Below are 21516 nucleotides of genomic sequence, written 5' to 3'. Positions count from 1 at the left end.
AGCATGACGTGGAGCGAGAGCCCCTGAAGAATCTGAAGCCCGTGCCCGTGCCCGTGCCCGTGCCCGTGCCGGTACCGGAGCAGCAGCTGACGCCACGGGCAGAGGAGCTGGCAGCGGTGGCCGAGGAAATCCATGAGCCCCAGGCGGACCGCGGAATCGGCGACCTCCCGGAGAGGTCGCCCTCGAGTGGGGTCGCCACTTCGGGAGTCTCCGTTGCCTCGGTGACTCCTGAGCAGAGCCCACCGGCGGCGATGGCGCCCGCTGTAGCCGAACCCGCTCAGCACCCTGCGGACTGGCAGGAAGCTCTGCGGATGCCGACGGCATTCGCCGGCGGGGTGGCCTGGCTCGCCGAATACGCGCTGCTGGCCGTCGGACATCTTCAGCTCACGGTGCTACTCGGACGTTCCGCCGCCGACGCTGTGATATGCGCCGCGCGGGAGCAGGGGATCCTCGACCGCCCGGTGGTCACCGCCCTGGAGGTGCTGCGGCGTGTCTTCGACACCGTCAAAGCGGCCGGTCTGATGCCTGAGGACTTCTTCGAGCGGCCGGCCGAGGCATTGGTCGGGCTGACGCCCCGGATGTACCTGTCCAAGAAGCCGCTGGTGCTCAGCGAGTCCCGGCTCGCGGTACGTGACGCGCTGCTGGAATTCGTCGCGGAGGTGCCGTTGCGCGAAGATGCCGCGGGTCCGCCCACCGACGCTAAGGAAGACGCGCACAGCTTGTCCGGGAACCCGTCGGCTGATCAGCTCGTGCAGCCGGAAGAGGCGCCCAACTATGCGGGTTTGCCCGACGTGCCTACCACCCCGGCTGAGGCCGACCCCGCCCGCAGCGAGGACTTGGTGGCCGGACGGGAGCGGGACTTGGCCCGCGCGGAGACCGAGCGGCAGCTCGCTCAGCTCCGGGCGGAAGCCGACCAGAGCCTCACTGCAGCCCGCGAAGAATACGACGCGCAGATGGCCCGGTTGAGGCACGAGCACCAGGTGCATCTGGCCGATGAACAGGGCCGTGCCGACGCTCGGATCGACGCCGCTCATGCGGACACCGAACGCCAACTCGGTGCCCAGGAGGAAGCACTGCTGCGCCGCGTCGACGAGTCGCTACTCCGTCAGGAACAGCATCTGCACAAGCAGGCCGATGACAGAATCGCACGCCTCGAAGAGGATCACCGTGAAGCTCTACGAGTCATGGCCGAACGCATGGCCTGGGCTCAGCAGCGTGAGTACGAAGCCGACAAGCGGCTGCGGCGGCAGCGCGAGGACGCGGAGGCGCGCATCAAAGCTCTCCAAGAGCGACTGCGGCAGACCCAGAGCATGCTCGTCGAACGCGACGATGCCGTCCGAGCGGCCCACCAGCAAGGGGCAGCCCGGGCGAACGCTGCTGAGCAGCGGGCCGCCCGGCGCATTGCCCAGGCCGAACACGACGCGTGGGCCCGCATCACCGAGCTTCAGGAACAGCTCGCGGTCGAGCGCGGAGGCACCAACAGCCGCGCATCATTCCGAGAGCGCTGGCGCCGATCCTGATGCCGCAGCCCGCCCGCATCAACCATGACTCGTACTCCTGAGGAGCGCCATGGACCCTCGACAGGAACTCGTCGCCTATCTGCGCCGCCAACTGGTGGGCCCAGCTGCTGGGGAGCACGAGACCCTTGAAGCCCCACCCGACCGTCAGTACCTTATGGGCACTCTGTATCCGCAGGATGCCGACCTGCAAAGACAGCTGGACCTAGCCGCGGAGGAACTGGACGGGACCGGCACGGAAGGAGCCGCCGACGACACGGCCCCCTCCAACGATCCGGTGCCCGAGTCCAACTCGTGGCTGCCGTCCTCTCTCGGACTCAGCTTCTTCACCGATGCCACCGACATCGCCGTCAGCTGTATCGGCGCACGCTACGTGACTCGGGCCGCAACCGGCGAGCGGGGCCGACGTTGGGACCGCGCTCCGCTTCCCGAGGAGACGCACACCCTCGGCCCAGACCGTGACCACATCACCGTGCTCGACGGCCGAGCCGAAATCCGCATCCGGCGACGTAACTTCGGCAGCGGACAGCTGGTCACCGTTGCTCTGGTCAACGCAGCGCGCCATGAACAGGCGCTCGGCAAGGCCGCGCAGTGGGACCGGATGCTATTTCAGGTCGGTCTCGAGGCACGTCCGGTGGACGGGGCTGTCCTGCAGTACCCGAGTGTCCGCCTGGCCAGCCGTGACCTGGAGGAACAGGAGCTGCGCCTCCAGTACCGGCACGTGCGAACGCATGCGGTCGGCCACAGTTGCGCGGTCGAGGAACAGTACGACGAGGATGGCGGACAGGTCGTAGGCCTGAAGGCCGCCGTCATGCCGGAGGCCGAGGTGCCCGGCACCCGGGCCGCAGGCTTCCGCGACTCTCCCGTGCTGAATGTGCTTCACCTGGTCGACGCCGAGGTTCCGGTTGATCAGCTCCGAGAGGAATTGGCGGAGTTCGCGTCCGACTACTACGCCTGGTATGTGGGACAACTAAACACCGAGGTCCCGGCATGGGGACGCGAAGCCGCAGACCGCATCCTCGTCCGCATCGGCACCGCCGTCACCCGTATCCAGTCCGGTGTTCGCACACTCTGCGACCCGAACCGTCCCGAACTGTTGCACGCGTTTCGGACCGCGAATCGTGCCATGGCCCTCCAGATGCGTCACTCCGCCGGCGACCAGGCAGGCGAACGCCGGTCCCGACGTGATCCCGTACTCCTGGACCCACAGCCGAGCGCGGACGCCACCTGGCGGCCCTTCCAGCTGGCGTTCTTTCTGTTGGCTCTGGACGGAGTCGCCGACCCCCGGCACCGTGACCGTGAGACGACCGACCTGATCTGGTTCCCGACGGGCGGAGGCAAGACGGAGGCCTATCTCCTGCTCGCGGCTTTCGCCATGGTGCTCCGCCGGGGCGAACCTGAGGGCGGTGGGACCGCTGTCCTGAGCCGCTACACCCTGAGCCTCCTCACCACCCAGCAGTTCCAGCGCGCGGCGACCACCGTCTGCGCCCTGGAGACCATGCGACGCGCCGACCCGGCCACCTACGGACAAGAGCCCTTCTCGATCGGTCTGTGGGTGGGCGAGGCGACCTCGCCGAACACGTACGACAAGGCCCGAACAGCCTTCGACGACGTGCGCGCCGCCACTCGGCCGGACGACGTCTTCATCCTCGACCGGTGTCCGTGGTGCGGCACCCGCATCATGCCGACCCGCAAGTCGCCGGATATCGGCGACTACGGAGTACGCGTCACTGCAGACTCGTTCGCCTTCTACTGCCCGCGTCAGGAATGCGCCTTCCACGACGAGCTGCCGGTCAGCGTCGTCGACGAGCAGCTGTACGACCGGCCACCCACGTTCGTCCTCGGCACCGTGGACAAGTTCGCCCGACTGGCGTGGGAGCCGCGCTCGGGCCGGCTGTTCGGCAGGGGCAGCGGGAATCTGCCGCCTTCCCTCGTCATCCAGGACGAGCTGCACCTGCTGACCGGGCCTCTCGGCACCACGATGGGACTGTACGAGTCCGCCGTGCTCGGCTTGTGTACGACGCGCGACGGTATTGGACCCAAGGTCGTGGCGTCCACGGCGACCATCCGACGCTCCGGCGAACAGGTCCGCGCGCTCTACGGCCGTGGCGTGCAGCTCTTCCCGCCCGCTGGGCTCGACGCCCGCCACTCCTACTTCGCCGAAGCCGACACCTCCCGCCCGGGACGCCGCTACCTCGGTGTCATGGCTCAGGGACACACGGCGGGCCGCGCTGCCGTGGCCACCGCTGCCGCGATGCTTCAGGGGGCCTGGGAGCTGCCGGAAGAACACCGGGACGCTTACTGGACGCTGGTCGCCTACCACCACAGCCTGCGCGAACTAGGCCGCACAGTCACCGCCGCAGCCGATGACATCCCGGCGCAGCTCACCGGACTCGATTCAGGCTCGGACGTGCGACAGCTGTCGGACCACCAGGTTCAGGAACTGACTAGCAACCTGCCCCGCACAGAGCAGCCCGTGCTGCTCGACCGCCTGGAAAAATCCTGGACCGACCCGCAGTCGGTGTCGTTCCTGCCCTGCACCAACATGCTGTCCGTCGGCGTCGACGTGAAGCGCCTCGCACTGATGCTGATGCAAGGCCAGCCGAAGACGACTTCGGAATACATCCAGGCCACCAGTCGCGTAGGCCGGCACACGGTGCCCGGTCTGGTCGTCACGTTCTTCAACGCCACCCGCCCGAGGGACCGCTCTCACTACGAGACCTTCGACGTCTACCACCGCTCCCTTTACCGGCACGTCGAACCGGCCAGCGTCACTCCCTGGTCCGTCCCCTCACGCCGACGAGCCCTGCATGCCGCGCTCGTCATCCTCGTACGCCATCGCCTGGGGCTGGCCGCGGAGAACCAGGCCGGGCAGATCCTCGAATGGTTGCCCGAGGCAGAAGGCCTCGTCGAGGAGTTGACGTCGCGTGCCGGAGCAGGTGAGCCGCTCGCCGCCGACGCGGTACGCAAGGAACTGGCGGCACTTCTCGCCGACTGGGAGGACGCCGCACGCGAGGCACGAAAGGCTGGCCGGGAGCTGTACTACCGCAGCCAAGGCAAAGGGCAGTCGAACCTGATCAAGGGTTTCGAGCAAACGTACGGACTGTGGGAGACACCGAACTCCATGCGCAACGTCGACCGGGAATGTCGCGTGATGGTGAAAGGAGCCGACCTGTGAGCCGCACGCTACGGGTACGCCAGTCGCAGACCGTTTTGCCCTTCGGGGTTGGAGCCGTCGTTGACATCCAGGGCGAGTCGTTCGTCGCCACCGGGATCGGCGACTGGCCATCGCGGGCCAGGCAGAAGGTCGAGTCGCCCCGGCTCGCCTCGCGGCTCGGCGCGACGGGCTTCTACGCCGCTCCCGCGACCGTCAACGAGCGCTTCGACAGCGCCGATTCTCCCGGCGCTCCTTACATCCGCTTCCCGTCCTGGCTGTTCTGCGGAGCCTGCCGCCGTATGAAGCGCTGGCGTATCGCCGATGAGAAGCCGGGGTCGCCGCCACGCTGCCCGTCCTGCTCACCCGCCCGGACGCTCGTGCCCATGCGGTTCGTGCAGATCTGTGCGGCTGGTCATTTGAGCGACATCGACTGGTGGTTCTGGGCCCATTCGCGGCGCAACTCCGACGAGCGACGGCAGTGCGGCGAACGCGAGATGCTGCGCTTCCAGGTCTCCGAGCGTGCCTCCGGCCTCGAAGCGCTCTCCGTCGCCTGCGCGGCCAAGGGATGCGGGGCGTCCCGGGACCTGCTCGACATCCTCGGCACGCACGGGATGCGATGCTCGGGACGCAATCCCTGGCAGCGAGCCACCGAAGCCATGGACTGCGTGAAGCCTGTGCAGGTCGTACAGCGCACAGCGGGCAACCTGTATTACCCGGTCGTGCACTCGGCGCTCGACATCCCGGAGACGGAAGCTCCGGTGTACGCCGATGAAGAACTCGCCGGCCGGGTACGCGAACACGACCTGTGGGTGTCACTGTGCCGAGTGGCGGGGACATCGCGTGCTGAGGTCTTCCGGACGATGATTCGGGAAGACACCGGCGCCGACGACCAACTCTTGGACACCCTCATCGCCGAGGAAACCGGCCAGACCACGGCGGTGTCCCCCGACTCGCCCGCTACCCCGGTCCGCCCCGACCTCAGCCGTGAGGAATGGGCAGCCCTGACGGCACCGGTGCCACCGGCCACCCGCGACTTCGCGCTGCGTGAGACCACCCTTGGCCTCGCCCACGAGACCCAAGACCCCTGGGCGGGCTTGCGGCGCCGCATCGGCAGGGTCGTCCTTGCCGACCGGCTGCGAGAGGTGCGTGCCCTGTCGGGCTTCACCCGGGTCTCCCCGGACTCCACTGTCGTCCCCGCCGACACCGCGCGGCGCCTCAAGTGGCTGCCAGCCGTCGAGGTTTTTGGCGAGGGCATCTTCCTTACCCTCGACAACCAGGAACTAGCCAAATGGGAAAGTGACACGAGGGTACGTAAGCGTGTGTCCGGAATGCGCGGGGACCTGGACCGCTCATTCCAGAAGGACCGCCTGGAGGCACTGACCGGGGCGGAGCTTTCCCCCCGCTTCGTCCTCCTGCACACGCTCGCGCACCTTCTCATCCGCCAGCTCTCCTTTGAATCCGGCTACACGACGGCCAGTCTCCGCGAACGGATCTACGCACGTCCCGAACAGGACCAGCACGGAATCCTCGTGTACACCGCCGCGGGAGACGCCGAAGGCACCCTCGGAGGCCTCGTCCAGCAAGGCGAAGCTCCACGTCTGGCGGAGACACTCCTGCGGATGACCGAAGCCGCGGCCTGGTGTTCGGCCGACCCTCTCTGCGCCGAGCACTCCGGTCAGGGGTTCGGCAACCTCAACCGGGCGGCCTGCCATGCCTGCGCCCTCCTGCCCGAAACGAGTTGCGAGACCGGTAACGCCCTGCTCGACCGCGCACTCGTCGTCGGAGGCGAACACGTGCCCGGATACTTCGAACCCATCGTCGTCACAGCCTGGGCCGCCGCGGCCGCCGCCCTGGGGCAGGCGACCTCATGACCCTCACCTACATGGATCTCACACCTGAGCAGCGCGCGTCACTCGAAGGTCTTCCCTTCGAAGGAAACCACCTGGTCAGTGGCCCACCTGGCAGCGGAAAGAGTCTTCTGGCCGCTCAGCGGGCCGTCATGCTCGCGCTGACCGGAACACCAGTCGTCCTGCTGACCCGTTCCAACCTGCTGCGCCAGTCCCTTACACCTGTCATTGAGGCGCTCGGTCCGGCCGACGGCGGCGTACTCGTGGCGACTGCGCACTCCTGGCTTGCCCGGTGGTACGGCGCGGATGCCCCGCGCGGCGACGACGGCTGGTACGACTGGCCGGCCTTCTTCGAAAGGGCCGCTGTCGCAGAGCCGGTCCCTAGCCTTACGCTTGTCGTCGACGAAGGCCAGGATCTGCCGCCCGAGTTCTACCGGCTGTGCCGCCTGCTCCGCGCCCGCGTCACGGTCTACGCCGACGAATGCCAGCGTCTCACCGAAACCCACTCCACCCTCGCGGAGATCACCCAGCGTCTGGGGAACTGCACCCGCCACGACCTCGAAGGGAATCATCGCAATACCCGCCGGATCGCGGCCTTCGCCGCCCATTTCTACACCGGAGCGGGTCTGCCCGACCCGCCGGATCGCGAGGGTCCCGTACCGCGGCTGCACCGGCTGATCCACCAGGGAGCAGTCATCGACTTTCTCATCACGATGGCCGAAAGTCACCCCGGACAAAGCATCGGCGTGATCGTCAATTCCACTCGCACCCAGTTCGACCTGCTCACCCGCCTGGAGCACAAGGCCCCCCGCCTCAGGCCTCAGATGTACACAGCCCAGGCCACACAGGGGCGTTATCTCAGCCTGGATCTCGGCCGACCAGGCATTGTTCTGGTACATCGCGCCAGTGCGAAGGGTCTCGGGTTCGACATCGTGGTCGTACCCGACACACATACCGACGCCGCCACCGATCCGTCGTCGGCGTCGCTCCGCATGACGTATTACGTGCTTGCCACCCGAGCGCGGCGGGAGCTGCATCTCGCGTACCAAGGGGATGGTGAGCCACCCGTGCTTGCGGAGGTAGGGGGGAGCGTGCTGATGCGCGGTTGATGGATCACCACGCGCGCCCCACGCTTGCGATAGCCGCAGGAGATGGCACGCGCGTGCCCGCTGGCCGAATGACGCCGTCCTGTCGACACTAGATTCGGCTGCCTCGTCTAACGTTTGCGAACATGCACCCCCACACGAGCTGCATGGGGAGGCGTGGGGATGAACCGCGGGGGCCGGGTATGTCGAGCCACGCCTGGTCTGCCGGGGCGCAGGGCCGGAGCAGGTCCGTGACCGCCTGGGCGAGCAGCAAGGACAGCGCGTGTGTCGGCTTTGGCGAGCGGGCCGTTGATCTGCTGGACGGCGTCGAGTACCTGCTGCCGGCGCTCCTTTCCAGCGAGCACCATGCGCAGCCGGCCTCGGGGCGGGGCGGGCGGCTGCGAGCGGCGGGGAGCGCCCCATGCCGCAGGTGTCTGCCGCCAGTCCAGGCTGCCAGGCAGGTCTGGACTGAAGCGGTCCGCTCTCGGGTCTCCGTCCAAGCTCGCTAGCATTATTTAAATGCGCCCTAGATATATGTGTGCGCATATTCCTGGGTAGTGATCTTGAGGCCCTCGGGAAGCCCATGATCAATTAGGTGCGTTATGGGTGGTCAGAGGATCTCGTGAACGACCCACTTTTTGGAGTCCTCACAGTGTCGACCGATCTTCGGTCGGCACTGTTTGCGTTGGTGGCGCTTGCTCGGGTCGGCCCGAGCCGCCGCCCGACGAGTCGCTCGCCGCCGGTAAATCCGCTGGTCAGGGCGGTGGCCGGCCCGGCACAATCGCCGTTATGGCCCGTACCCCGCACGATTCCGGTTCCCTCGCCGACGCCCTGCTCACGGCGCTGGACCCGCTGCCCTACCCGGCACGCATGCGCGTGCTCGCCCAGCGCGCACGGGACGCCGCCGCGCGCGGTGATCTGGCTGTGCTGCTGCGGGAGCTGTCGGGCCGCGGCACCTACGAACGGCGGCTGGCCGCCGCCGCGGCGGCCGTCGGACGTGACGTCGGTTATCTGCGGGACAGGATCGCGGATCCGGACGCGATGGTGCGCGGGTACGCGGTCAAGGCCGTCCAGCGCGGAGACATCCCTGATGACGCAGTCATCGACGCGCTCGACGACGCTCCCGCCGCCGTACGCCGGCAGGTGGTTCGCGCGATCGTCGGCGGGCGGCGCTCCGCGCTCGCCGACCGGCTGATCGATCCCTACCGGACGTGCTGGGGCGACGAGGAGGCGGCCCGGCTGCTGGGCGGCTGCGGTACGCCGACCGTCGTACGGCTGCTGCCGGAACTGTCCCACGCCGTCAGGGGATGGACGCTGCTGGGCCTGCGGCACCCCGTGGCGGTGCTGGACGAGGCGGGACGCCAGCTCGAAGCGCTGCCGGAGACGATGCGCGACGCCTGGTGGGAAGGGCGGGTGGCGGGTGTGGCGGCGGCCGTGACGGCGGAGCCGGAACGGGTACTCGAGCTGCTGGAGCGGCTGTGTCCCGGGCCGCCCCCGGCCCGGATCCTGGACCGGATCGACGATCTCGTGTCGGCGGCGCCCGGCCGTACCCTGCGGTACCTGCTGGCCCCCGAACGTGCCGACGCGCTGCGGCGGCGGGGCCTGAACCGTTCCACCCTGCACCGCCTCGTACGCCTGGACCCGCCCGAACTGGCCGATCTCGGCCGGGCCATGAGCCAGGACCACGCGGCTCTCGCCAAGCTGCTCAAGGCGCAGCCGCCGTCCCGCCGCAACGCCCTGTTCGATGCCTGGACCAGCGGGCAGGACATGAGCCGGGCGGTCCTGAACCCGGTGCTGCTGGATGTCCTTCCGCGGGCGCGCCGCGAGTCCGAGGCGCGCCGGATGGCCGCTCAGGCGCGCGAGCGCGGCGAGTTCTGGACGACGGTGCTGACCGCGGTCTCCTACCTGCCGGTCGGGGAGGCGGTCGCGGAACTGACCGCCGCGACCCGCCGGTCCGAGGCGGAGGGCCGGGCTCAGGCCTGGCCGCTGCTGGTGCGCAACGCGGCGCGTTCCGGCGAGCCCGCGCGTGTCACCGAACTGCTGGGCAGCCTGGAACGACTGCGCAACGAACAGGACCCGGTACGGTCCGCCGCCCTCGAAGCGCTCGCCCAGACGCATCCCCGCCTCTTCACGGACGACAACACGAGCGTCCTCGAGCGCATCGCCACCGACGCGATCGAGGCGCGCGACTCGTCCTGGCGCACCCATCACGCCCTGCGCACGCTCGCCGTCGGTCTGCTGCGCGAACATGCCGTCAGCGGGGAGCGGCGGCTGGTCGGCTGGTCCCTGGGCACTCTGGAACGGCTCCACGGGCACACCGGTGGCGTTGATCTGGGCCGACTGGACCAGGGGCTGCGCCGTGGCCAGGAACAGGAGGTGTTCGCGGCGCTGCGGCCGTGGCTGGAGGCGGGCGCCGAGAAGGCGGACCACGCGCTGACGTTCGCCCTTACCCGCTCGCTGGGCCGCCGCGCCCACGCCATGTCACAGCTGCGCGAACTGCTGTGGCAGGCGATCCAGTTCGGCGACAACGCGACCGTGCAGGAAGCCATCGGTTACTGGCTCGAGGGCTCGCCGGCCAGGGACGACGAGGTGGCCGTGATTCTCGCGCTCGAACCGTCGGCGGCTGTGCTGGGGCCCGTCCTCACCGTACTGACCGAGCACCGTACCGATCTGCTCGACGCCGTCCTGGGCGACACTCCGCCCTACGGGCGCTTCCTGGTCGAGGGTGCCCGATGGATGCCGTGGATCGACAGCTCGGTGAATCGTTGGCTGCCCCGCCACCAGGCCGCCGCGGCGCGGCTGCTGGCCCGGCGAGCGGGTGATGCCTCCCTGCCGATGCACGAGCGCACCGCGGCGATCGCCCAGGCCGCCGTCATCCCGGAGCTCGGCGCCGGCCTGGTCCGTCGCTTCACCGGGTCCTCCAGCGTTCCGCTCGCCGAAGCCGCGCTCGGCGCGCTGGTGTGGACGGACCGGCCGGGGGAGGCACTGCCGGAGCTGCTTGCCCACGTCGGGGGCGACCGTGCCCGGGTGGCCGCCTACGCGGCGACCCGCGCGACGCTGTACGTCGAGCCGTCCCGGCTGCACGCGCACCTGCGCGCCGTGCTGCTGCCCGAGGACGCCGCCTCCACGAAGGTGACGAGCCGCAAAGAGGCGGCCAGGCTGGCCGCCACCCGGCTTCCCCTGGCGGCCGCGGCCGACCTGCTCGCCGACACCTGCCGACGGGCCGGGCAGCACCATGACGTGCGGGCCGCGTGCGTGGCCTTCGCGACGGGGCTGCTCGGCTGCGAACCGGCCTGGGAACTGCTGGAGGCGGCGGCGACCGGAGGGCCGGAAGTGCGGCAGGCCGTGCTGCGCACCCAGCCGCTCGACATCGCGGACCGGCACCGCGGGCGCTACGCGCGACTTGTCACAGCCGTGTGCGAAAGCGCTGATCCGGAAACCGCCCTGCGGGCGTTCGGAGCACTTCCGCGGTGGGCCCCCTGGGCGCCCGACGCGGCAGAGGTCCTGGTGTCCGCTGTCACCGACCTCGACAACCGGGAGACCTGGAGTGCGGCGGCCGGGGCGCTGGTCGTCCTGGCGATCTCCGAATCGGCCGGCTCGGAGCAGGGCGGTCCGCTGGCCCGCGCTCTGACGTCGCTGGTGGCCGCCGCGGCTCTGCCGGACGAGCCGGACGCCGCCCCCGACCGTGACCGGCCGGCCCGGCGCCGGGTGAGGGCCCTCGTCGAACAGCTCGCCGTCCACGCCCGGATGGCGGCGGGCGCCACCCGGCCCGTCGCCAAGGCGGCAGGCGAGCTCCTCGCCGGGTTCGACGCGTTCGTACCCGACGCGGTCCACATCCTGGTGAGCGCCGTGGATCTGGACGCCGAACCGGCGGTGCTCACGGCGGCCCTCGTCCGGCTGGTGCCGCTGAACGAGGGCCGGCCCGCGCTCGCCGTACGGACCGCCCAGATCCTGCGCGGACGGCTGAAGACCGCGGGGCAGCCGGGCACCCCGGACGGCCTGCTGCACGCGGCCCGCCGGCTGTCCACGGAGGACGGTTGTCTCGCGGGGCTGCTCGCCGTCGCCCTCACCGAGGTGGGGGGCAGACGCACCCAGTGGCCGGAGTCCTGGCGCGAGCAGCTGCGGCTGCTGCGCCGCCACCCGCACCCGGACGTCCGTGACGAGGCGCTGCTGCTGGCGACGGCACCCGAATAGGGCCGGGCGCGACGAACGCGCCCGGCCGGGGCTTGATCAGGGCTGTGCGGGTGCCGTGGTGGCGACCACTGCGAAGGCGGCGCCCTGCGGGTCTTGCACGACTGCCATCCGGCCGACCTTGTCCATGTCGAAGGGGGGCGCCATCACCGAGCCGCCGGCGCGGACCAGGGCGTCGACCGTGCTGTCGACGTCGTCCACGGAGAAGTTCACCAGCCAGTGCGGCGGGACGCCTTCCGGCATGTTCTCCATGCCCTGCATGCCGCCGATGGTGCGGCCCTTGACCTGGAAGCCGGTGAACTCCGGCATGTCCGGCATGGGGCCGGCCACCAGTCCCAGCGCCGCCTCGTAGAAGGTGCCGGCGGCCTTCGGGTCGGGGGTGGCGAGCTGGTTCCAGACCAGGGCGCCGGGTTCGTTGACGATCTGCGCGCCGGGGAACTCCTTCGGCTGCCAGACGCCGAAGACCGCGCCCTGCGGGTCCACCGCGACCAGCATCCGGCCGGTGTCGCCGACGTCCATGGCGGGGGCCATCACCGTGCCGCCGTTCGCGCTGATCGCGGCCTGCGTGGCGTCGGCGTCGGCGGTGGAGAAGTAGCTGGTCCAGTTGGGTGGCGGTGCGGGCTCGTCGCCCATCGACATCGCCTTCATGATCCCGGCGACCGGCTTGCCCTTCAGCGTGCAGACCGAGTAGCCGCCGAACTCCTCGGCGCCGACCTCGCCCTGCCAGCCGAAGAGGTCCCGGTAGAAGTCCAGGGCTGCCTGCTGGTCCGGGACCATCAGGTCGATCCAGCACGGTGTTCCGGGTTCGTACGGAGCGGTGACTTCGGACATCTGACGTCTCCCAGCGGTGGTCCGCCGCGGGCGGCGCCCGGGCGGGTCTGTATCCCCGCTGACCACCTTCCTCGCGGTCCGCCGATACCGCCATCGGGCGCGCGGCGGCCGCTCGGTGATTTTCCCGCCGCCGGTGATGCTCCGGGCCCGGCAAGGTGCCGCGGGTCAGTACCGCGTGCCCGTGGCGGCCGGGAGGGCGTCCAATTCGGCGAGGTCGGCGGGGGAGAGGGTGAGGTCGGCGGCGCCCGCGTTGTCGGTGAGGTACTTCGGGGTCTTGGTGCCGGGGATGGGGACGACGTAGCGGCCCTGCGCGAGGACCCAGGCGAGGGCGACCTGGGCGGGGGTGGAGCCGGTGCGCCCGGCGATGGCGCGGACCGTGCCGACCATGGCGAGATTGGTGCGCAGCGCCTCCTGCTGGAAGCGGGGGAGGTTGCGGCGCATGTCGTCGGCCGGCAGGTCGTCGTACGAGCTGAAGCGGCCGGCGAGGAAACCGCGGCCCAGCGGGGAGAACGGCAGGAAGGCGATGCCCTCGCGTTCGCAGTGCGGCAGGACGTCCGCCAGCGCGTCACGGGTCCACAGCGACAGCTCGGACTGGACGGAGCCGACCGGGTGGACGGCGTGGGCCCGCCCGATCTCCTCGACCGAGGCCTCGGACAGGCCGATCCTGCGGGCCTTTCCCGCGGCCACCACCTCCGCGAGCGCGCCCCAGGTCTCCTCGACCGGGACCTCGGCGTCGATGCGGTGCAGCTGGTAGAGGTCGACGTGGTCGGTGCCCAGCCGGCGCAGGCTCGCGTCGATCGACGCCTTGATGTGCTCCGGGCGGCCGTTCTGGCCGTAGACGGGCCGTCCCTCGTCCGAGCCGGTCAGCACCAGGCCCACCTTGGTGGCCAGTACGGCCCGCTCCCGGTAGGGCCCCGCGAGCGCGCGGCCGACCAACTCCTCGTTGGTGTAGGGGCCATAGGCGTCTGCGGTGTCGATCAGCGTCACACCCAGGTCGAGGGCGCGCCGGATGACGTCGACGGACACGGTGTCGTCACGGCCGCTCGGGTCGTAGGCATGGGTCATGCCCATGCAGCCGAGTCCTATGACGCCGACTTCGGGACCCTTGGTGCCGAGGGTGGTGGTGCGCATGGGTGCTGCTCCTTCGGACGGCAGCGGAGTCGGCCGGTCGCGGGACGACGGACCGCGGAACCGACCCGCTGCGTGATCGGCGACGATCATCACCTTGCCGTATGACAGTGCGCCCGGTCTCATGGATATTCCGGCCGGCCGCCCACTGCGGCGACCGCCGCCGCGCCCGTACGGCAGCCCGCGGCTGCGGATTCAGCCAGGTCGGCGCCGGTGAGCCGGGCCGCCAGGAAGCCGCCGGCGAAGGCGTCGCCGGCGCCCGTGGTGTCGACGGCGTCGGCCGCGACCCCGGGCACGCGGGCGGTGACCTTTCCCCGTTCGGCGACCAGCGCACCCGCGCCGCCGAGTTTCACCACCGCCACTCCATGGACGGCGCTCAACTGCTGGGCGGCGCGCACCGGATCGGGGTCACCGGTCAGCAACCGGGCCTCCGCGAGATTCGGCAGCAGCAGGTCGGCGCCCGCGATGGCGTCCAGGAAAGGGCGGACCCCGAGCTGCTGGATGAAACCGGTGGAGGCGGGGTCCACGCTCACCGGGATGTTCCGGGCGCGGGCCGCGGCCATGGCCAGCGCGGTGAGTTCCCGGCCCGGCCCGTTGAAGAACAGATAGCCGGAAAGGTGCAGCCGGCCGGCGCCGTCGAGCAGCGCCGCGTCCCAGTCCTCCGGGCCGAGCCGCACGCTCGCGCCGCTGTCGGTGACCAGGGTGCGCTCCGCCGCCGCGTCGACCAGCGCGATCACGACGGCGGTCGGCAGCGACGGGTCGACGCGCAGATGGGGCTGTACCCCGCAGCGCCGCAGTACGTCCCGGTGCCAGTCGGCGGAATCCGCCCCGGCGCGAGCCAGCAGCCGCACGTCGGCCCCGGAACGGGCGGCCCAGGAAGCGGTGTTGGCGCCGGACCCGCCGGGTCGGACCGCGATCCTGGCGGAGGTGTCGGTGTCGGGCGCGAGGGGTTTGTCGTGCAGGGCCACGATGTCGGTGACGACGTCACCGATGACCACCAGAGATGTCCCGGCCTCGGCGGCCGTCATATGTGCCGCGACCAGTCCGCGGCGATCGCGGAGGCGAGCCGGACATTGCCCCGCACCGCCGCCAGATTCGCCTCCAGGGAGGCGCCGCCGGTGTGTTCGGCGAAGTACGCGAGCAGAAACGGCGTGATGGCCTGCCCGGTGACCCCCGCCGCGCGAGCCGCCTCATGGGCGTCGACCAGGACCCGGTCGTGCAGCGCGGGATCGAGCTGCTCCGCCTCGGGGACGCGATTGGCCACGATCAGCGCGGCGCCAGGACCGCCCAGCGCGTCCTGGGCGCGCATCACGGCGGCGACCTCGGACGGTTCCTGCAGCGTCCAGTCCAGTGGCTCACCGGAACTCGTCAGGTAGAAGCCGGGGAAGGTAGCGGTACGGAAGCCGAGGACGCCGACGCCCAGCGTCTCCAGCCGCTGCAGGGTGGCCGGCACGTCCAGTATCGACTTCACGCCCGCGCAGACGACCGTGATGCGGGTACGGGCGAGCAGCCTGAGGTCCGCGGACTCGTCCTGATGGCTGACCCAGTCGCGGTGCACCCCACCGAGACCGCCGGTGGCGAAGACCCGGATCCCGGCACGGGCGGCCAGGAACGCCGTGCCGGAGACCGTCGTCGCGCCGCCGGCACCGGTGGCGAGCGCCGGCGCGAGGTCCCGGAAGCCGAGTTTGCGCAGGCCCTGGTCGCTCGCGACCCGCTCCAGCTGATCCTTGCCGAGCCCGATGTGCGCCGTCCCGTCGAGCACGGCGACGGTCGCCGGGACGGCGCCCGCGGCACGGACGATGTCCTCCAGTTCCACGGCCACCCGGAGGTTGCGGGGCCGGGGGAGACCGTGGGCGATGATCGTCGATTCGAGGGCCACCACCGGCGTGCGCCGGTCGAGGGCGTCCCGCACTTCGTCGGAGAGCGCAAGGGACAGCGAGGAGGGAACGACTGTACGAGGGTCCATCTCTCATTCCTGTCGGACCGCCGGCGTTCCCAAACCTCCAGCTCACACCTCCCTCCACAGCTCCCTTTCCGGCTCGCCGCCGGCGGTGGGCGGATCGATGCCCGTCAGCTCGCCGTCGAGCCGCACCCAGCGTGTGATGCCGATGCCGTGCAGGAACGGAAGATCGTGTCCGGCCACGATCAGCGCTCCCCGGTACGAGGCCAGGGCCGCCGTGAGCCGGCGCACGCTGGCCAGGTCCAGATTGTTCGTCGGCTCGTCGAGCATCAGCAGCTGCGGAGCGGGATCGGCGAGCATCAGCGCGGCGAGTGACGCGCGGAACCGTTCACCGCCCGAGAGGGTGCCGACCGGCTGGTCCGCGCGCCCGCCCCGGAAGAGGAAACGGGCCAGCCGCGCCCTGATCTGGTTGTCGGTCGCGCCGGGCGCGAAGCGGGCGACATTGCCCGCGACCGTCAGCTCGTCGTCGAGGAGGTCGAGCCGCTGCGGCAGGTACCGCATCGGCACGTGCGCCACCGCCTCGCCCGCCACCGGCTCCAGCTGCCCGGCGATCGTCCGCAGCAGAGTGGACTTGCCCGCCCCGTTGCGGCCCAGGAGCGCGATCCGTTCCGGGCCGTGCACGTCCAGGTCGGCGCGGGCGCCGTAGCGGACCTGCAGCCCGCGCAGGGTCAGTACGGTCCGGCCGGCGGGGACGGTGGTGTGCGGCAGGTCGATGCGGATCTCGTCGTCGTCCCTGACCGCCTCGACGGCCTCGTCGAAGCGCTCCTTGGCCTCCTCCAGCTTCTCGGTGTGCAGGATGCGGTGCTTGCCGGCAGAGACCTGGGCATCGCGCTTGCGCTGGTTCATCACGATCTTCGGCTCGCGCTTCTGGTCGGACATCTTCTGGCCGTAGCGGACCCGGTGGGCCAGCTTGACCCGGGCCTCGGCCAGGTCGCGCTTCTGCCGGCGCAGATCGGTCCCGGCCGCCCGCACCATCCGTTCCGCGGCCTCCTGCTCGACGGCGAGCGCCTCCTCGTACGCCGAGAAGTTCCCGCCGTACCAGTGCGTCTCGCCGCCGCGCAGATCGGCGATCCGGTCGACCAGCTCCAGCAGCTCCCGGTCGTGGCTGACCACGAGCAGCAGCCCGGACCAGGACGCGACGGCCTCATGGAGGCGGCGCCGGGCGTCCAGGTCCAGATTGTTGGTCGGCTCGTCGAGCAGCAGGACGTCCGGCCGGCGCAGCAGCAGCGCGGCCAGCCGCAGCAGCACCGACTCCCCGCCCGACACCTCGCCGATGGTGCGGTCGAGGGTGATGTGGCCGAGGCCGAGCTGGTCGAGGGTGGCGCGGGCGCGCTCCTCCACGTCCCAGTCGTCGCCGACCGCGGCGAAGTGCTCCTCGCTCGCGTCGCCGCCCTCGATCGCGTGCAGGGCGGCGCGGGCCACGTCGATGCCGAGCGCGGTGTCGACCCTGACGGACGTGTCGAGCGAGACGTTCTGCGGCAGGTAGCCGATCTCGCCGGAGACCTTCACCGTTCCCCCGGCCGGGCGTAGTTCACCGGCGATGAGCCGGAGCAGCGTCGACTTCCCCGAGCCGTTGAGTCCGATCAGGCCGGTGCGGCCGGGGCCGGCGGCGAAGTCGAACTCGTCGAGCACGGGGGTGCCGTCCGGCCAGGAGAAGGAGAGGCGGGAGCAGGTGATGGAAAGGGGGGTGAATGCCATGAGGGCCTCCTGGTTGCTGGATGAGAGGGCAACTGTGGAGACACCGGAACGCGACGCGGCTCAACCCCTGAGGGGGAGATGGAGTGGGTGATGACGCCCTGGCGGAACGGAAGGCGGGTCACTGCCGAGGTCGCACTCGGGCACGCGGGAATCCCCACGGGCACGGTGTCTCATGACCTCAGACGCGCAACGGCCTTCTCCAATCGACGACAACAGGGCCGAGAAAGACGTTACGCCGGGGGTCGGTGGGCGTGCAACGCCTTTTCTGACTGCCGGCCGGGCGGCCGGTGGGTCCCGTGGCCGGGGGTCGTGTGGCCGGGGTGCCTTCTTCCGTGACGGCGCGCGATGTGCTGAGGTGATGCCCATGGTTGACGACTCCGCATATCCCACGGTGCCGCTCCACCCCCACACGGTCCCCGCCCACGAGGCGGAGGCGCGCAGCCGCACCTTCCACGAGGTCATGGCGAGCCGACGGACCGTGCGGGACTTCTCCTCCCGGCCGATCCCGCAGGGCGTCGTCGAATGGGCGATCCGCACCGCGGCCACCGCCCCGAGCGGGGCGAACGTGCAGCCCTGGCGGTTCGTCGTCCTCACCGACCCGGAGCGCAAACGTGCCCTGCGCGAGGCGGCGGAGGCCGAGGAGCGCGAGTTCTACGAGCGCCGGGCCTCCGAGGAGTGGCTGGCGGCGCTCGCCCCGATCGGCACCGACTGGCACAAGCCGTTCCTCGAGGACGCCCCGGCCGTCATCGTCGTCTTCGAGGTCCACAAGGGCCCGGAATCGCCCCGGCCCTACTACACCAAGGAGTCGGTGGGGATCGCCGTCGGCCTGCTGCTGGCCTCGCTCCACCAGGCGGGCCTGGCCACCCTCACCCACACACCGAGCCCGATGCGCTTCCTGAACGACGTCTGCGACCGCCCTCCCGAGGAGCGCGCCTCGTACGTCATCCCGGTCGGCTACCCGGCGGAGGGCGCCCGGGTCCCGGACATCCACCGCAAGGACCTCGACCAGGTCGTGGTCCGGCTCTGACCGGTCAGGCCGGCTGTACCGGCTCCCGGGGAGCGCCGCGCGGATAATGATTTGGTCCTGCGTCCCCCACCGCGTAGGGTTGGGTTCACCGACGCGGGGTGGAGCAGCTCGGTAGCTCGCTGGGCTCATAACCCAGAGGTCGCAGGTTCAAATCCTGTCCCCGCTACTTACACAGCAGGCCCGGTGCGCAAGCACCGGGCCTGCTGCTTTGTCATGTGCCGGTTCCGGCCCGGCCGCCGGCGCCCGTCTGCTGCGGCGCAAATGAGGTGATCGGGAAGATCCGTTGGGATATACCGGACCGATGTATGAGCAGAGATCCGGTGCCGACCGATCGCCCGTCGTCCTCCATGTCCCGCACAGTTCACGGACGCTGACTCCCGCCGCCCGGAGGAGCGTTCTGCTGGACGACGCCGTGCTGTCGCGGGAGCTGGACCACATGACGGACGCCCATACCGATCTCATCGCCGGCCGGGCGGCGGACGGTGCCGCCGTCACGCCCTGGACGCACGCCAATCTGCTCTCGCGCCTCGTCGTCGACCCGGAGCGATTCCCCGACGAGCGGGAGGAGATGCGGGCCGTGGGCATGGGCGCGGTCTACACCGGCACCTCGCACCGCGGGCGGCTGCGCGACGACGACCCCGACCACGAACGGGAGCTGCTCGCCGAGCACTTCGACCCCTACGCGGCAGCCTTCACCGAGCTGATCGACGCCCGCCTCGCCGCCACCGGCCGCGCCGTCATCATCGATGTGCACTCGTACCCGTCCCGGCCGCTGCCCTACGAACTGCACGCGGCCGGCGCCCGCCCCGCGATCTGTCTGGGCACCGACGAGCACCACACCCCGCGCTGGCTGCTCGACGCCGCCCGCCGGGCCTTCGCGGAGTGCGGTGAGCTCGGCCTCAACACCCCGTTCGCGGGCTGCTACGTCCCGCTCAAGCACTACGGCCACCGCACCGAGGTGTCCGCGCTCATGATCGAGATCCGCCGGGACCTCTATATGAGCGAGCCGGGCGGAGCGCCCACCGGTGGTCTGTCCGCCGTGGTGCGGGCACTGACCGCGCTCGTCGACGCCGTCACGGAGCCGGCGGCCCGTCCAGCTCCTTGACGAGCCGCTTGGGGGCGATCACGCGATAGCTCTCCTCCGTCCAGTCCGACAACAGCTCCGCGGACGGGACGCCCTCGTCGAGCGGGATCCGGACCCAGCCCGCCTTGCCCAGGCCGTAGCCGGCCGGTTCGGCGCCGGGAGCGGTCATCGCGTGGGCGTGCACGTCCTCGTCCTTGAGCTTCACGGTGATGGCCGGCGGATAGCTGCCGTCCTCGACACCGAGGAAGATGAAGACCTTCTTGTTGACCTTGATGACGGACTCGCCCCAGGGGAACTCCTCGACCGCCTCCGGCAGCCGCAGGGCGAACGCGCGGACCTTCCCGCGGACGGCGAGCGGATCGTGGGCGCGGCGGGGCATGGCGACTCCAGGAGCTCGGCGGCGGACCGTGGCTGTCTGTGATCGATGGTAGGGCCGGGGTCCGACAGCCCGCCTGCCGTGCACGCCCACGCCCGTGATCACCCGCCGGAGCCGGTACGCCGGAGCCGGTAGGCCAGGGCCGGTAGGCCAGGGCCGGTACGCCGGCGGCAGCGGTGTCACGACCCCGGCGGCTGCTCCGGGCGGGTGTGGATGACGGTGTCCAGGATGCGTGACCACTGCCGGACGATGCCCGCGCGGCGAGCCGAGTCGTCACTGAGCAGGTTGGCCAGCCCGAGGCCGCGGGCCATGTCCAGGGTGGCCTGGACGGATTCCCGGACGCCCTCGACGGATTCGTCGGCGTCCAGGAACTCCACCGCGAGACGGTGTGCCTCGCGGCCTATCCGGGCCTCCAGGGCGTTGACCCGGGGCCGCAGCTGTTCCTCGTCCGCGGCCGCGACCCACAGGTGGAGGGCGGCGCGGAAGAGCGGGCCGGTGTAGACGCCGACGAGCATGTCGACGACGGCGCGGGTACGGGACTCACCGTCACGGGGCAGTGCGCGGGCCCGTTCCCGGACGGCGTCCAGCCACTCCTCCGCGACATGCTCGATCGCGGCGGTGAAGAGGTCCTCCCGGGTCGGGAAGTGGTGCTGGGCCGCGCCCCGGGTGACCCCGGCGCGTTCGGCCACGGCGGCGACCGTGCTGCCGCTCCAGCCGCGTTCCGCCAGACAGGAGACGGCCGCCTCCAGCAGCTTCCGCCGGGTGGCGCGGCTGCGGTCCTGCTTGGGGGCCCGGGTGGTCACCACGCCCATGACGGACTCCGGCGTTCGGCGAAGGACCGTATCCCCTCCGCCGCCTCGGGCGAGGCGAAGAGCCGGGCGGACTGTTCGGCCAGTGCCGCCGTGTCCCGGTCGAAGGTACGCAGCACCTCTGCGGTGGTGAGCCGTTTGGACTCGGCGAGACCCTGCGGCGAGGCGGCCCGCAGACCGTCCAGGATGCCGTCCAGCGCGTCGGCGGTCGCGCTCACCAGGCCGATCCGGACGGCCTCCGCCGCGTCGAAGACCTCGCCCGTCAGGTAGTAGCGGGCGGCCGCGCGCGGGTCGGTGCGCGGCAGGACGGTGAGCGAGATGACGGCCGGGGCCAGGCCTAGCCGCGCCTCGGTGAAGGCGAAGCTCGCTCCCTCGCCGGCCACCGATATGTCGCACGCCGCGAGCAGCCCGAGACCGCCGGCCCGTGCGTGGCCGGTGACCTCGGCGACCACGGGCTTGGGCGACTCGACGATGCTCCGCAGCAGCTCCGCCAGGCCGAGCGGCCCTCCGGCGGCCGGATCCTTGAGGTCGGCGCCCGCGCAGAACGTGCTCCCGGTGTGGGTGAGCAGGATCGCGCGGACGCCGGGGTCCTTGACCGCCTCGTCGAGCCCTTCGCGCAGCTCGGTGACCAGGCGGGCCGACAGGGCGTTGCGGTTGTGCGGCGAGTCCAGGGTGAGCAGGGCGATACCGCGCTGGTGGTCGCGGCGTACGAAGGGCGCGTCGGACACGATCGGTCTCCTCCATGCGGATCGGCAGGCCGCGGCGGGCCCGGCGGGACTCGTCGGGCCCAGAAGGACTCGGGGCCC

The 21516-nt window shown here is 70.9% G+C and carries 14 protein-coding genes and 1 tRNA gene; 7 read left to right on the top strand and 8 right to left on the bottom strand.

The window, feature by feature from the left end; translation table 11 throughout:
• The first annotated feature begins 1569 nt into the window (after window positions 1-1569).
• From C6N31_RS23620 to C6N31_RS23605, 4 genes are all read left to right on the top strand, one after another.
• Complete coding sequence (locus C6N31_RS23620) at window positions 1570-4695, top strand: helicase-related protein (protein WP_198358106.1); 3126 nt, start codon at window positions 1570-1572, stop codon at window positions 4693-4695.
• Entirely contained in the window at window positions 4692-6545 is a 1854-nt protein-coding gene (gene drmB, locus C6N31_RS23615; protein ID WP_198358105.1) for a DUF1998 domain-containing protein, read from the top strand. The genes C6N31_RS23620 and drmB overlap by 4 nt, the downstream gene beginning before the upstream one ends.
• Window positions 6542-7630 carry a DEAD/DEAH box helicase gene (locus C6N31_RS23610; protein WP_198358104.1) on the top strand — a complete coding sequence of 363 codons (1089 nt, stop codon included), beginning with the start codon at window positions 6542-6544 and terminating at the stop codon, window positions 7628-7630. Before drmB ends, C6N31_RS23610 begins: the two co-directional genes overlap by 4 nt.
• 765 nt (window positions 7631-8395) lie before the next feature.
• Window positions 8396-11800 carry a hypothetical protein gene (locus tag C6N31_RS23605; RefSeq protein ID WP_138355733.1) on the top strand — a complete coding sequence of 1135 codons (3405 nt, stop codon included), beginning with the start codon at window positions 8396-8398 and terminating at the stop codon, window positions 11798-11800.
• Window positions 11801-11836: 36 nt separating this feature from the next.
• On the opposite strand, the gene C6N31_RS23600 is transcribed toward C6N31_RS23605, so the two are convergent.
• The 5 genes from C6N31_RS23600 to C6N31_RS23580 form a co-directional block, all read right to left on the bottom strand.
• Complete coding sequence (locus C6N31_RS23600) at window positions 11837-12628, bottom strand: VOC family protein (protein ID WP_138355734.1); 792 nt, start codon at window positions 12626-12628, stop codon at window positions 11837-11839.
• Window positions 12629-12793: 165 nt separating this feature from the next.
• The gene (locus tag C6N31_RS23595; RefSeq protein WP_138355735.1) at window positions 12794-13759 is read right to left on the bottom strand and encodes an aldo/keto reductase; all 966 of its coding nucleotides are present in this window, start codon (window positions 13757-13759) and stop codon (window positions 12794-12796) included.
• A 119-nt stretch (window positions 13760-13878) separates the two neighbouring features.
• On the bottom strand, window positions 13879-14784 hold the full coding sequence (locus C6N31_RS23590; RefSeq protein WP_138355736.1) for a carbohydrate kinase family protein: 906 nt from the start codon (window positions 14782-14784) through the stop codon (window positions 13879-13881).
• Window positions 14781-15722 carry a pseudouridine-5'-phosphate glycosidase gene (locus C6N31_RS23585; protein ID WP_187145069.1) on the bottom strand — a complete coding sequence of 314 codons (942 nt, stop codon included), beginning with the start codon at window positions 15720-15722 and terminating at the stop codon, window positions 14781-14783. The genes C6N31_RS23590 and C6N31_RS23585 overlap by 4 nt, the downstream gene beginning before the upstream one ends.
• A 42-nt stretch (window positions 15723-15764) precedes the next feature.
• Window positions 15765-17414 carry an ABC-F family ATP-binding cassette domain-containing protein gene (locus C6N31_RS23580; protein ID WP_138355737.1) on the bottom strand — a complete coding sequence of 550 codons (1650 nt, stop codon included), beginning with the start codon at window positions 17412-17414 and terminating at the stop codon, window positions 15765-15767.
• A 364-nt stretch (window positions 17415-17778) separates the two neighbouring features.
• Between C6N31_RS23580 and C6N31_RS23575 the strand changes: the two genes are divergently transcribed.
• From C6N31_RS23575 to C6N31_RS23565, 3 genes are all read left to right on the top strand, one after another.
• Window positions 17779-18441, top strand: a complete 663-nt coding sequence (locus C6N31_RS23575) for a nitroreductase family protein (RefSeq protein ID WP_381588429.1) — start codon at window positions 17779-17781, stop codon at window positions 18439-18441.
• Window positions 18442-18533: 92 nt separating this feature from the next.
• Window positions 18534-18607 (top strand) — tRNA-Met (locus tag C6N31_RS23570).
• Between the two features lie 135 nt (window positions 18608-18742).
• Window positions 18743-19546, top strand: a complete 804-nt coding sequence (locus C6N31_RS23565; protein WP_138355739.1) for an N-formylglutamate amidohydrolase — start codon at window positions 18743-18745, stop codon at window positions 19544-19546.
• On the opposite strand, the gene C6N31_RS23560 is transcribed toward C6N31_RS23565, so the two are convergent.
• The 3 genes from C6N31_RS23560 to C6N31_RS23550 all read right to left on the bottom strand — a co-directional run bounded on the left by C6N31_RS23560 (window position 19515) and on the right by C6N31_RS23550 (window position 21438).
• Window positions 19515-19904: an MmcQ/YjbR family DNA-binding protein gene (locus tag C6N31_RS23560; protein WP_138355740.1), complete on the bottom strand. Its 390-nt coding sequence runs from the start codon at window positions 19902-19904 to the stop codon at window positions 19515-19517. The genes C6N31_RS23565 and C6N31_RS23560 overlap by 32 nt on opposite strands.
• 176 nt (window positions 19905-20080) lie before the next feature.
• Window positions 20081-20713, bottom strand: a complete 633-nt coding sequence (locus tag C6N31_RS23555; protein ID WP_138355741.1) for a TetR/AcrR family transcriptional regulator — start codon at window positions 20711-20713, stop codon at window positions 20081-20083.
• On the bottom strand, window positions 20701-21438 hold the full coding sequence (locus C6N31_RS23550; protein ID WP_138355742.1) for an enoyl-CoA hydratase family protein: 738 nt from the start codon (window positions 21436-21438) through the stop codon (window positions 20701-20703). The genes C6N31_RS23555 and C6N31_RS23550 overlap by 13 nt, the downstream gene beginning before the upstream one ends.
• Between the last annotated feature and the right edge of the window lie 78 nt (window positions 21439-21516).

The organism is Streptomyces fildesensis (genome assembly GCF_016107395.1).
In the GTDB taxonomy this organism is placed as follows: Bacteria; Actinomycetota; Actinomycetes; order Streptomycetales; family Streptomycetaceae; genus Actinacidiphila; species Actinacidiphila fildesensis.
The sequence above is the reverse complement of the archived record's forward strand: the minus strand, read 5'-3'. Positions and strand labels throughout refer to the sequence as shown.